Origin of the sequence: Vibrio sp. HDW18 (assembly GCF_011306175.1) — a bacterium.
Lineage (GTDB): Bacteria > Pseudomonadota > Gammaproteobacteria > Enterobacterales > Vibrionaceae > Vibrio > Vibrio chanodichtyis.
Genome location: NZ_CP049913.1, coordinates 1,298,293 through 1,310,536, shown reverse-complemented (window position 1 = coordinate 1,310,536; position 12,244 = coordinate 1,298,293). Strand labels below are relative to the sequence as shown.

Here is a 12,244-nt window from a genome sequence, read left to right as displayed (position 1 = left end):
AAGTTAATAACATGAAACAAAAGATAACACTGTGGATGATGACTGCCGTTAACGTTTTTTGAGGTAATCGAGTAGTTCTTCTGCAGAAATGCCTTGTTGCACCAGTTGCTTAGCAATCGCTTCAACTTGCTCACCTTTGCGCGATTCGATGACTTGCTGGAACTGATAAATCAGATCGCGCAGCACCGTCAGAGGGACTTGTTTAGCGGCGCTGCGAATACGTTCGCTGCTTTGATTACCTAATTCATTAAGCAGTTTGCCATACATCACCTTCTCTGGAGATTCTTCTAGCTGCTCTAGAATGCGAGCCATTTCATAGGTGGTTAAAGACATGGTGTTTTGGGTTCCAAACGGTTAGTCAATAGTGAAAAGGCCCACAATATACACAGGAAGCACACTGAGTAAAATAGCGTTGGCACGCATTTTTCTGCACCATACTGCTTCATCTTTGGAAATCATGGCCAGAATGAATAAACAACCGAGAACAAACCTCTCTTATTTCAACCGATCACACCTGTTGATGTGCTGATCGAACCTTAAGTGATAGCCAGATATTTGCGCAGCATCGCTAAAAAGAGTAGCTTATTCTTTCTTGTTCACTCACAACCGATTGAATAGTTGTAAGCGATAAAACAACGGACTGTTTTGAAAAAGGATTATCTCAGATGCCAAACTGTCATGCTCAGCGCCTCGCCGATTTTCGTCTCTGGCTGCACACTCAACAACTCGATGCCTTTATCGTGCCTCATGAAGATGAGTATCTCGGTGAATATATCCCTGCGCATAATGAGCGCTTAAATTGGCTAACGGGTTTTACTGGCTCGGCGGGCGCGGCAGTCGTCACCACCCAGCATGCCGCCATTTTTGTTGATGGTCGCTATAGCGTACAAGTACGCAAACAGGTAGCTGCCGAACAGTTTGCCTATCATCACCTGATTGAAGAGCCCTACCTCACTTGGTTAATCGAGCAGCTGCCTGCTAGATCCAAGGTAGGCTATGACCCTCGAATGCATCGTGGTAGTTGGCTCACGCAAGCGCAAAAACAGCTAGCAGAGCATCAGATTACCTTATGCCCCGTAACAAGCAATCCAATTGATCAACTGTGGTATGACCGGCCAGCGCCAGCAGTATCTGAAATGCGTTTGATGCCATTGGCAAGTGTAGGACAAACTAGCTTAGACAAGCGTCAGTTGATCGCCAAAACCCTCGCTGATAAACATGCCGATTGTGTAGTGTTAACTGAGCTAGATTCGATCGCTTGGCTGCTCAACATCCGCGGTTTAGATGTATCACGCTTACCAGTTTTACTCTGTCACGCTATCGTCCACCGTGATACTAGCGTCGATTTTTTCCTCGACCCAACACGCTTAGCCGTCGGCTTTGCCTCCCATGTTGGTGGGACAGTGCGCGTACATCATCCGGCTCAATTGGAGCCACAGTTACACCAATTATCCACTCATCGAGTGATGATTGATTCTGCCACTAGCAACGCTTGGTTGACCCTTACTTTGCAAAGTAGCGGCGCGCAACTGATCAACCATAGCGATCCTTGCTTACTACCAAAAGCGGCGAAAAACAGTACCGAAGTTGCAGGTATGCAAGCTTGCCATATCCGTGATGGTGCTGCGATGGTGAATTTTCTTGCTTGGCTTGATCGTGAAGTGGCTAACGGCCAGCTACATAACGAAGCACAACTGGCCGCGCAGCTCGAAATATTCCGCCGCCAAGATCCAACTCTGGTCGATCTCAGTTTTGACACAATATCAGCTGCTGGCACTAATGCAGCAATGTGTCACTACAATCATCAAAATCAACCAGAAGCAGGGCAACTGACACTCAATAGCCTGTATTTAGTCGATTCAGGTGGCCAATACCTTGATGGCACCACAGATATCACTCGCACGATAGCAATTGGTGAAGTGAATGCGGAAATTAAGCAGCAATTTACTCTCGTGCTTAAAGGTCATATTGCTCTAGCTCGCGCACGCTTCCCCAAAGGCACCACTGGATCACAGCTTGACGTATTAGCTAGACAACATTTGTGGGCGCACGGTTATGACTATGATCACGGCACTGGACATGGTGTTGGCCACTTCTTAAGTGTGCATGAAGGTCCGCAGCGGATTTCAAAAGTAGCGAATAACATAGTTCTACTCCCAGGTATGGTGTTATCGAATGAGCCTGGTTATTACCGCACTGATGCATTTGGGATCCGCATTGAGAACTTAGAATTAGTAGCTGAATTTTCGACTCAAGGTGATTGTGCGATGCTTGGTTTTAAATCTCTCACCCGTTGTCCAATCGATAAACGAGCCATTGTAGTAGATTGGCTAACAAAGCCAGAGTTGGATTGGCTTAATCAATATCATCAAACGGTATGGCACGAAGTCAGTCCTCTGATCCACGATGAGCAGACTCGCCACTGGTTAGCTGAAGCGACGTCACCGCTCCGCCATACATAACTAATTGGTTTCAGTAATAACAGTAGATAAGGAAACCGCCAATAAGGCGGTTTTTTTGTTTATCAGCCATCGATAATAGAATACGGTTCGGAATTAAGTATATGTTTCACGTGAAACATCCTGAGTCTAACATATCGCAGCTCGAGCAAGAGACAATGCATATTCGAGCGGAAAATCTGAGACCAAAGTCAATAAAATGTAAACTAGGAGCTGCTGTTGCCGATCACTAAACATTATGAGTCCTGCAGTAGTATTTCGGCCAGCAATTTATCCTTTGACCAATAGCCGAGCACTTTTGCGAATAATATGACGCTAACAGCTGTGATGTTGGTCCGGCTACTGCCCATTCTCATATTCTTCAATTAAGTGGTGTCAGTTATCGCTTGAAAGATAAACGTCGTTGGGGAGTAATACCTGAGTGAATTGGAATAGTTTTCGGTGATCGTTGACAGATCCCAAAGAAAGCGTTTTAACTAGATGGCATGTCGATAAATGGCGACATTATAATAGCAAAGCTTATCGGTTGGCCAAGTAACATACTTGAGTCTCTGTTCAACTTTTTATTAACCAGTAAAAACCCAACCATGCAGCAGAAATACTCAATAGAACGTTCAAAAGGATATTTGCTGCCATCTTCACAAACGCACCTTGCTGCATTAAAAATACATTATCGATTGAGAAAGTAGAAAAGGTCGTCAATGCCCCAAGAAAACCAAAGCCAATGACAGCTCTCCATGGATAGGGACTTAACCATTCATTTTCAATACATGCGATAAGTAGCCCCGTAATAAATGAACCGATAACATTCACTGCTAACGTACCAATCGGGAAACCACGTCCAAACAGGGTAATACACATTTCAGAAACCAAGAAACGCGCACACGCACCTAACGCACCACCTAATGCAATAAAGCCTAATACCGATAACGACATAACAAGCATCTCCCAATCATTCTAAACACTTATTAGCATAACTTAGTCAAGGCTCTACGAAAATGCTTTCTCATTAGCAGCATATGATCCAACTGAAAATCATATTTTACTAAGTTACGAGAAATACTTAATTCACGATTATTTCTATGCATACTTTATTCTTATACCAATCAAAGAAAAAATATGATCTAATTGAGGGCATTCAACGATAGAACTTATTCACTATGGACAGCCTCAATAATATCGACTTTAAAAAGCTCGCAAGCCAGCAGAAATCTATTCAGATGAAAATGAGACTGCTGGCCCTCGACCATTTCAAAGATGGGCACTCTCGCACCCAAATCGCCAAGTTTCTTAAGGTCAGCCGAACCAGTGTTAATCGGTGGGTTCACACTTTTCTTGAGGAAGGATTAGAAGGCCTCAAGGAAAAACCAAGAACGGGACGACCACCATTCTTAACATCCAAGCAAAGAGAGCAATTGAGCCAATACATCAAAGATAAAGCCAATGATACACTAGGCGGACGACTCACTGGGGCCGACATCCACGCTTATATCGTGAAAGAATTTGGCCAGCACTACCACCCTGATTCTATCTATTACCTGCTCGAGCACATGGGGTTCTCTTGGGTAACTTCTCGCTCCAAACATCCTCGTCAATCCCAGCAAATCCAAGACGATTTTAAAAAAATTTAAAATTGAAACGATCCTGAAGATCCCAGGGCATATCGCTTTAGAACGGGTTGATGTCTGGTTTCAGGATGAAGCCAGATTTGGGCAACAAAACACCACCACACGGTTATGGGCAGAAAAAGGAACACGTCCCAGAGCCGTGAAGCAACAACAATTTGAATATGCGTATCTGTTTGGTTCTGTCTGTCCCGCTAGAGGCATTGGCGAGGCGATGGTCGTTCCTTGGGTTAACAAGGACCTTATGGTTGAGCATCTTAGGCAGATCTCCGCGGTGACCGAAAAAGGTCGTCACGCAGTGGTCATTATGGATGGTGCAAGCTGGCACACAGAAGATATTGCCAATGAATTTCAGAACCTCAATGTCATCAAACTCCCGCCCTATTCCCCTGAGTTGAATCCAATAGAACAAGTATGGAGTTGGTTATACCAATCAAAGAAAAAATATGATCTAATTGAGGACATTCAACGATAGAACTTATTCACTATGGACAGCCTCGATAATATCGACTTTAAAAAGCTCGCAAGCCAGCAGAAATCTATTCAGATGAAAATGAGACTGCTGGCCCTCGACCATTTCAAAGATGGGCACTCTCGCACCCAAATCGCCAAGTTTCTTAAGGTCAGCCGAACCAGTGTTAATACCAATCAAAGAAAAAATATGATCTAATTGAGGGCATTCAACGATAGAACTTATTCACTATGGACAGCCTCGATAATATCGACTTTAAAAAGCTCGCAAGCCAGCAGAAATCTATTCAGATGAAAATGAGACTGCTGGCCCTCGACCATTTCAAAGATGGGCACTCTCGCACCCAAATCGCCAAGTTTCTTAAGGTCAGCCGAACCAGTGTTAATCGGTGGGTTCACACTTTTCTTGAGGAAGGATTAGAAGGCCTCAAGGAAAAACCAAGAACGGGACGACCACCATTCTTAACATCCAAACAAAGAGAGCAATTGAGCCAATACATCAAAGATAAAGCCAATGATACACTAGGCGGACGACTCACTGGGGCCGACATCCACGCTTATATCGTGAAAGAATTTGGCCAGCACTACCACCCTGATTCTATCTATTACCTGCTCGAGCACATGGGGTTCTCTTGGGTAACTTCTCGCTCCAAACATCCTCGTCAATCCCAGCAAATCCAAGACGATTTTAAAAAAATTTAAAATTGAAACGATCCTGAAGATCCCAGGACATATCGCTTTAGAACGGGTTGATGTCTGGTTTCAGGATGAAGCCAGATTTGGGCAACAAAACACCACCACACGGTTATGGGCAGAAAAAGGAACACGTCCCAGAGCCGTGAAGCAACAACAATTTGAATATGCGTATCTGTTTGGTTCTGTCTGTCCCGCTAGAGGCATTGGCGAGGCGATGGTCGTTCCTTGGGTTAACAAGGACCTTATGGTTGAGCATCTTAGGCAGATCTCCGCGGTGACCGAAAAAGGTCGTCACGCAGTGGTCATTATGGATGGTGCAAGCTGGCACACAGAAGATATTGCCAATGAATTTCAGAACCTCAGTGTCATCAAACTCCCGCCCTATTCCCCTGAGTTGAATCCAATAGAACAAGTATGGAGTTGGTTAAGACAACACTATCTAGCCAACCAGTCTTTTACGGATTACGAAGACATTGTCTCCAAAGTATGTCGGGCTTGGAATAGTTTTTTGGAATGCTCGGCCAGAGTCAGACAGATGTGTTCGAGAAGGTGGACAGAGCTGACCAGTTAATTTTCCAGATTGGTATTAACAAGGACCTTATGGTTGAGCATCTTAGGCAGATCTCCGCGGTGACCGAAAAAGGTCGTCACGCAGTGGTCATTATGGATGGTGCAAGCTGGCACACAGAAGATATTGCCAATGAATTTCAGAACCTCAGTGTCATCAAACTCCCGCCCTATTCCCCTGAGTTGAATCCAATAGAACAAGTATGGAGTTGGTTAAGACAACACTATCTAGCCAACCAGTCTTTTACGGATTACGAAGACATTGTCTCCAAAGTATGTCGGGCTTGGAATAGTTTTTTGAAATGCTCGGCCAGAGTCAGACAGATGTGTTCGAGAAGGTGGATAGAGCTGACCAGTTAATTTTCCAGATTGGTATAAGACAACACTATCTAGCCAACCAGTCTTTTACGGATTACGAAGACATTGTCTCCAAAGTATGTCGGGCTTGGAATAGTTTTTTGAAATGCTCGGCCAGAGTCAGACAGATGTGTTCGAGAAGGTGGATAGAGCTGACCAGTTAATTTTCCAGATTGGTATTACGAAGACATTGTCTCCAAAGTATGTCGGGCTTGGAATAGTTTTTTGGAATGCTCGGCCAGAGTCAGACAGATGTGTTCGAGAAGGTGGATAGAGCTGACCAGTTAATTTTCCAGATTGGTATTATTGCTCAGTTTAATACCAATCAAAGAAAAAATATGATCTAATTGAGGGCATTCAACGATAGAACTTATTCACTATGGACAGCCTCGATAATATCGACTTTAAAAAGCTCGCAAGCCAGCAGAAATCTATTCAGATGAAAATGAGACTGCTGGCCCTCGACCATTTCAAAGATGGGCACTCTCGCACCCAAATCGCCAAGTTTCTTAAGGTCAGCCGAACCAGTGTTAATCGGTGGGTTCACACTTTTCTTGAGGAAGGATTAGAAGGCCTCAAGGAAAAACCAAGAACGGGACGACCACCATTCTTAACATCCAAGCAAAGAGAGCAATTGAGCCAATACATCAAAGATAAAGCCAATGATACACTAGGCGGACGACTCACTGGGGCCGACATCCACGCTTATATCGTGAAAGAATTTGGCCAGCACTACCACCCTGATTCTATCTATTACCTGCTCGAGCACATGGGGTTCTCTTGGGTAACTTCTCGCTCCAAACATCCTCGTCAATCCCAGCAAATCCAAGACGATTTTAAAAAAATTTAAAATTGAAACGATCCTGAAGATCCCAGGACATATCGCTTTAGAACGGGTTGATGTCTGGTTTCAGGATGAAGCCAGATTTGGGCAACAAAACACCACCACACGGTTATGGGCAGAAAAAGGAACACGTCCCAGAGCCGTGAAGCAACAACAATTTGAATATGCGTATCTGTTTGGTTCTGTCTGTCCCGCTAGAGGCATTGGCGAGGCGATGGTCGTTCCTTGGGTTAACAAGGACCTTATGGTTGAGCATCTTAGGCAGATCTCCGCGGTGACCGAAAAAGGTCGTCACGCAGTGGTCATTATGGATGGTGCAAGCTGGCACACAGAAGATATTGCCAATGAATTTCAGAACCTCAGTGTCATCAAACTCCCGCCCTATTCCCCTGAGTTGAATCCAATAGAACAAGTATGGAGTTGGTTAAGACAACACTATCTAGCCAACCAGTCTTTTACGGATTACGAAGACATTGTCTCCAAAGTATGTCGGGCTTGGAATAGTTTTTTGAAATGCTCGGCCAGAGTCAGACAGATGTGTTCGAGAAGGTGGATAGAGCTGACCAGTTAATTTTCCAGATTGGTATAATACCAATCAAAGAAAAAATATGATCTAATTGAGGGCATTCAACGATAGAACTTATTCACTATGGACAGCCTCGATAATATCGACTTTAAAAAGCTCGCAAGCCAGCAGAAATCTATTCAGATGAAAATGAGACTGCTGGCCCTCGACCATTTCAAAGATGGGCACTCTCGCACCCAAATCGCCAAGTTTCTTAAGGTCAGCCGAACCAGTGTTAATCGGTGGGTTCACACTTTTCTTGAGGAAGGATTAGAAGGCCTCAAGGAAAAACCAAGAACGGGACGACCACCATTCTTAACATCCAAGCAAAGAGAGCAATTGAGCCAATACATCAAAGATAAAGCCAATGATACACTAGGCGGACGACTCACTGGGGCCGACATCCACGCTTATATCGTGAAAGAATTTGGCCAGCACTACCACCCTGATTCTATCTATTACCTGCTCGAGCACATGGGGTTCTCTTGGGTAACTTCTCGCTCCAAACATCCTCGTCAATCCCAGCAAATCCAAGACGATTTTAAAAAAATTTAAAATTGAAACGATCCTGAAGATCCCAGGACATATCGCTTTAGAACGGGTTGATGTCTGGTTTCAGGATGAAGCCAGATTTGGGCAACAAAACACCACCACACGGTTATGGGCAGAAAAAGGAACACGTCCCAGAGCCGTGAAGCAACAACAATTTGAATATGCGTATCTGTTTGGTTCTGTCTGTCCCGCTAGAGGCATTGGCGAGGCGATGGTCGTTCCTTGGGTTAACAAGGACCTTATGGTTGAGCATCTTAGGCAGATCTCCGCGGTGACCGAAAAAGGTCGTCACGCAGTGGTCATTATGGATGGTGCAAGCTGGCACACAGAAGATATTGCCAATGAATTTCAGAACCTCAGTGTCATCAAACTCCCGCCCTATTCCCCTGAGTTGAATCCAATAGAACAAGTATGGAGTTGGTTAAGACAACACTATCTAGCCAACCAGTCTTTTACGGATTACGAAGACATTGTCTCCAAAGTATGTCGGGCTTGGAATAGTTTTTTGGAATGCTCGGCCAGAGTCAGACAGATGTGTTCGAGAAGGTGGACAGAGCTGACCAGTTAATTTTCCAGATTGGTATAATCAAATACATATGTATCACCTATTTGTATTAGGTGACATTTGATCGTCTTAAAACGAGAAAAGCCCTTGATAAATCAAGGGCTTGAATGTGGCGGAGAGATAGGGATTTGAACCCTAGGATAGCTATTAACCATCGCCGGTTTTCAAGACCGGTGCTTTCAACCACTCAGCCATCTCTCCGCAAATTTTGTGCTAACAGTATGCTTACACTACTAGCTTAGACGTTTCGTCTACTGTTTTGCCTTTAGATTTTTCTTAAAAATCTAAAAACAACAACTCAAAGCCTGGCGATGTTCTACTCTCACATGGGGAAACCCCACACTACCATCGACGCTGTTTCGTTTCACTTCTGAGTTCGGAATGGAGTCAGGTGGGTCCAAAACGCTATGGTCGCCAAGCAAATTCTTTCTCTCTATTTCTAGAGAATAATCTGGAAAGCTGTCTTCGTTCTCTCAACACATTCTTATGCGCTTAGCTTTGAGTCCACTACAAAACCCCTTGGGTGTTGTATGGTTAAGCCTCACGGGCAATTAGTACAGGTTAGCTCAACGCCTCACAACGCTTACACACCCTGCCTATCAACGTTCTAGTCTCGAACAACCCTTTAGGACAGTTAAACTGTCAGGGAAGACTCATCTCAGGGCTCGCTTCCCGCTTAGATGCTTTCAGCGGTTATCAATTCCGAACTTAGCTACCGGGCAATGCGTCTGGCGACACAACCCGAACACCAGAGGTTCGTCCACTCCGGTCCTCTCGTACTAGGAGCAGCCCCCTTCAATCTTCCAACGCCCACGGCAGATAGGGACCGAACTGTCTCACGACGTTCTAAACCCAGCTCGCGTACCACTTTAAATGGCGAACAGCCATACCCTTGGGACCGACTTCAGCCCCAGGATGTGATGAGCCGACATCGAGGTGCCAAACACCGCCGTCGATATGAACTCTTGGGCGGTATCAGCCTGTTATCCCCGGAGTACCTTTTATCCGTTGAGCGATGGCCCTTCCATTCAGAACCACCGGATCACTATGACCTGCTTTCGCACCTGCTCGAACCGTCATTCTCGCAGTTAAGCGGGCTTATGCCATTGCACTAACCTCACGATGTCCAACCGTGATTAGCCCACCTTCGTGCTCCTCCGTTACTCTTTGGGAGGAGACCGCCCCAGTCAAACTACCCACCAGGCACTGTCCTCAACCCCGATAAGGGGCCTAAGTTAGAACATCAAACATACAAGGGTGGTATTTCAAGGACGGCTCCACGACAACTAGCGTCATCGATTCATAGCCTCCCACCTATCCTACACATGTAGGTTCAATGTTCAGTGCCAAGCTGTAGTAAAGGTTCACGGGGTCTTTCCGTCTAGCCGCGGGTACACTGCATCTTCACAGCGATTTCAATTTCACTGAGTCTCGGGTGGAGACAGCGTGGCCATCATTACGCCATTCGTGCAGGTCGGAACTTACCCGACAAGGAATTTCGCTACCTTAGGACCGTTATAGTTACGGCCGCCGTTTACCGGGGCTTCGATCAAGAGCTTCGCTTGCGCTAACCCCATCAATTAACCTTCCGGCACCGGGCAGGCGTCACACCGTATACGTCATCTTGCGATTTTGCACAGTGCTGTGTTTTTAATAAACAGTTGCAGCCACCTGGTATCTGCGACTCTCGTCAGCTCCATCCGCTAGGGACTTCACCATCAAGAGCGTACCTTCTCCCGAAGTTACGGTACCATTTTGCCTAGTTCCTTCACCCGAGTTCTCTCAAGCGCCTTGGTATTCTCTACCCGACCACCTGTGTCGGTTTGGGGTACGATTTCTGACTATCTGAAGCTTAGAGGCTTTTCCTGGAAGCAGGGCATCAATGACTTCACTGCCGTAGCAGCTCGACGTCGTGTCTCAGCCTTACAAAGAGCCGGATTTGCCTAACTCTTAAGCCTACGCACTTGAACCAGGACAACCGTCGCCTGGCCCACCTAGCCTTCTCCGTCCCCCCATCGCAATAGTCAAAAGTACGGGAATATTAACCCGTTTCCCATCGATTACGCCTTTCGGCCTCACCTTAGGGGTCGACTCACCCTGCCCCGATTAACGTTGGACAGGAACCCTTGGTCTTCCGGCGAGGAGGTTTTTCACCCCCTTTGTCGTTACTCATGTCAGCATTCGCACTTCTGATACCTCCAGCAAACCTTACAGTTCACCTTCAACGGCTTACAGAACGCTCCCCTACCCAATATCTAAAAGATATTGCCGCAGCTTCGGTGTATTGCTTAGCCCCGTTACATCTTCCGCGCAGGCCGACTCGACTAGTGAGCTATTACGCTTTCTTTAAATGATGGCTGCTTCTAAGCCAACATCCTAGCTGTCTGAGCCTTCCCACATCGTTTCCCACTTAGCAATACTTTGGGACCTTAGCTGGCGGTCTGGGTTGTTTCCCTCTCCACGACGGACGTTAGCACCCGCCGTGTGTCTCCCGGATAGTACTTACTGGTATTCGGAGTTTGCAAAGGGTTGGTAAGTCGGGATGACCCCCTAGCCTTAACAGTGCTCTACCCCCAGTAGTATTCGTCCGAGGCGCTACCTAAATAGCTTTCGGGGAGAACCAGCTATCTCCGAGTTTGATTGGCCTTTCACCCCTAGCCACAAGTCATCCGCTAATTTTTCAACATTAGTCGGTTCGGTCCTCCAGTTGATGTTACTCAACCTTCAACCTGCCCATGGCTAGATCACCCGGTTTCGGGTCTATATCCAGAGACTGAACGCCCAGTTAAGACTCGCTTTCGCTACGGCTCCCCTATACGGTTAACCTTGCCACTGAATATAAGTCGCTGACCCATTATACAAAAGGTACGCAGTCACACCACGAAGGTGCTCCTACTGCTTGTACGTACACGGTTTCAGGTTCTATTTCACTCCCCTCACAGGGGTTCTTTTCGCCTTTCCCTCACGGTACTGGTTCACTATCGGTCAGTCAGGAGTATTTAGCCTTGGAGGATGGTCCCCCCATATTCAGACAGGATATCACGTGTCCCGCCCTACTCGATTTCACGCTCGATGAAGCGTCGGTTACGGGGCTATCACCCTGTTTCGCCAAGCTTTCCAGCTTGTTCACCTACTTCAACGAGTGCTTAAGGGCTAATCCAGGTTCGCTCGCCGCTACTACCGGAATCTCGGTTGATTTCTTCTCCTCGGGGTACTTAGATGTTTCAGTTCCCCCGGTTTGCCTCACTAGACTATGAATTCATCTAGTGATAACTGCTTATGCAGCTGGGTTTCCCCATTCGGAAATCGCAGACTCAAACGGCTCTTACTGCCTCATCTGCGCTTATCGCAAGTTAGTACGTCCTTCATCGCCTCTGACTGCCCAGGCATCCACCGTGTACGCTTAGTCACTTAACCATACAACCCGAAGGAGTTTCGGGTTGTTGTTTAAACAACCTAAGTTGTCTCGCGTTTATTTACATGAGTGCGAGACAGATTTTGCCGGACTCAAATTTTGAACAAGACCTTAGCCTTATTCGATAC

At 46.1% G+C, this 12,244-nt stretch carries 9 protein-coding genes, 1 tRNA gene, 2 rRNA genes and 3 pseudogenes; 10 read left to right on the top strand and 5 right to left on the bottom strand.

Annotation, left to right across the window (positions count from 1 at the left end):
• Positions 1-48: 48 nt before the first annotated feature.
• A complete protein-coding gene (locus G7083_RS06365; RefSeq protein ID WP_166014026.1) occupies positions 49-333 on the bottom strand; it encodes a hypothetical protein in 285 nt (94 codons plus the stop codon).
• A 332-nt stretch (positions 334-665) separates the two neighbouring features.
• Between G7083_RS06365 and G7083_RS06360 the strand changes: the two genes are divergently transcribed.
• Positions 666-2,462 carry an aminopeptidase P family protein gene (locus tag G7083_RS06360; RefSeq protein ID WP_166014025.1) on the top strand — a complete coding sequence of 599 codons (1,797 nt, stop codon included), beginning with the start codon at positions 666-668 and terminating at the stop codon, positions 2,460-2,462.
• 261 nt (positions 2,463-2,723) lie between these two features.
• Positions 2,724-2,884, top strand: a pseudogene (locus tag G7083_RS15120) (ATP-binding protein); the annotation flags it as partial.
• 130 nt (positions 2,885-3,014) lie between these two features.
• Here G7083_RS15120 and crcB read toward each other — a convergent pair.
• Positions 3,015-3,395 (bottom strand): fluoride efflux transporter CrcB, encoded by a 381-nt coding sequence (crcB, locus tag G7083_RS06355; RefSeq protein ID WP_166014024.1) that lies wholly within the window; start codon positions 3,393-3,395, stop codon positions 3,015-3,017.
• A gap of 224 nt (positions 3,396-3,619) precedes the next feature.
• Here crcB and G7083_RS15310 point away from each other — a divergent pair, with 224 nt between their 5' ends.
• From G7083_RS15310 to G7083_RS15100, 8 genes and pseudogenes are all read left to right on the top strand, one after another.
• Positions 3,620-4,090: an IS630 family transposase gene (locus tag G7083_RS15310; RefSeq protein ID WP_166014023.1), complete on the top strand. Its 471-nt coding sequence runs from the start codon at positions 3,620-3,622 to the stop codon at positions 4,088-4,090.
• Positions 4,044-4,559, top strand: coding sequence for an IS630 family transposase (locus G7083_RS15305; protein ID WP_166015002.1), 516 nt, complete (start codon positions 4,044-4,046; stop codon positions 4,557-4,559). Before G7083_RS15310 ends, G7083_RS15305 begins: the two co-directional genes overlap by 47 nt.
• Positions 4,560-4,571: 12 nt before the next feature.
• Positions 4,572-4,727: pseudogene (locus G7083_RS06340) on the top strand (helix-turn-helix domain-containing protein); the annotation flags it as partial.
• Between the two features lie 59 nt (positions 4,728-4,786).
• A protein-coding gene (locus G7083_RS15110; RefSeq protein WP_240911888.1) for an IS630 family transposase occupies positions 4,787-5,822 on the top strand; the annotation gives its coding sequence in 2 pieces (ribosomal slippage) (positions 4,787-5,245 and positions 5,247-5,822; 1,035 coding nt in all).
• A gap of 17 nt (positions 5,823-5,839) precedes the next feature.
• Positions 5,840-6,178, top strand: a pseudogene (locus G7083_RS06325) (transposase); the annotation flags it as partial.
• The gene (locus G7083_RS06320; RefSeq protein ID WP_166014021.1) at positions 6,157-6,339 is read left to right on the top strand and encodes a hypothetical protein; all 183 of its coding nucleotides are present in this window, start codon (positions 6,157-6,159) and stop codon (positions 6,337-6,339) included. The pseudogene G7083_RS06325 and the gene G7083_RS06320, both read left to right, overlap by 22 nt.
• Before the next feature lie 215 nt (positions 6,340-6,554).
• A protein-coding gene (locus G7083_RS15105) for an IS630 family transposase (protein ID WP_240911889.1) occupies positions 6,555-7,590 on the top strand; the annotation gives its coding sequence in 2 pieces (ribosomal slippage) (positions 6,555-7,013 and positions 7,015-7,590; 1,035 coding nt in all).
• 78 nt (positions 7,591-7,668) lie between these two features.
• Positions 7,669-8,704, top strand: a protein-coding gene (locus G7083_RS15100; RefSeq protein WP_240911888.1) for an IS630 family transposase whose coding sequence is annotated in 2 segments (ribosomal slippage) — positions 7,669-8,127 and positions 8,129-8,704 — 1,035 coding nt in all. Because the reading frame shifts where the segments join, the coding sequence is not laid out codon by codon here.
• A 107-nt stretch (positions 8,705-8,811) separates the two neighbouring features.
• On the opposite strand, the gene G7083_RS06295 is transcribed toward G7083_RS15100, so the two are convergent.
• The 3 genes from G7083_RS06295 to G7083_RS06285 form a co-directional block, all read right to left on the bottom strand.
• Positions 8,812-8,902 (bottom strand) — tRNA-Ser (locus G7083_RS06295).
• Between the two features lie 102 nt (positions 8,903-9,004).
• A 5S ribosomal RNA gene (gene rrf / locus G7083_RS06290) occupies positions 9,005-9,120 on the bottom strand.
• 111 nt (positions 9,121-9,231) lie between these two features.
• Positions 9,232-12,118: ribosomal RNA gene (locus tag G7083_RS06285) — 23S ribosomal RNA — on the bottom strand.
• Between the last annotated feature and the right edge of the window lie 126 nt (positions 12,119-12,244).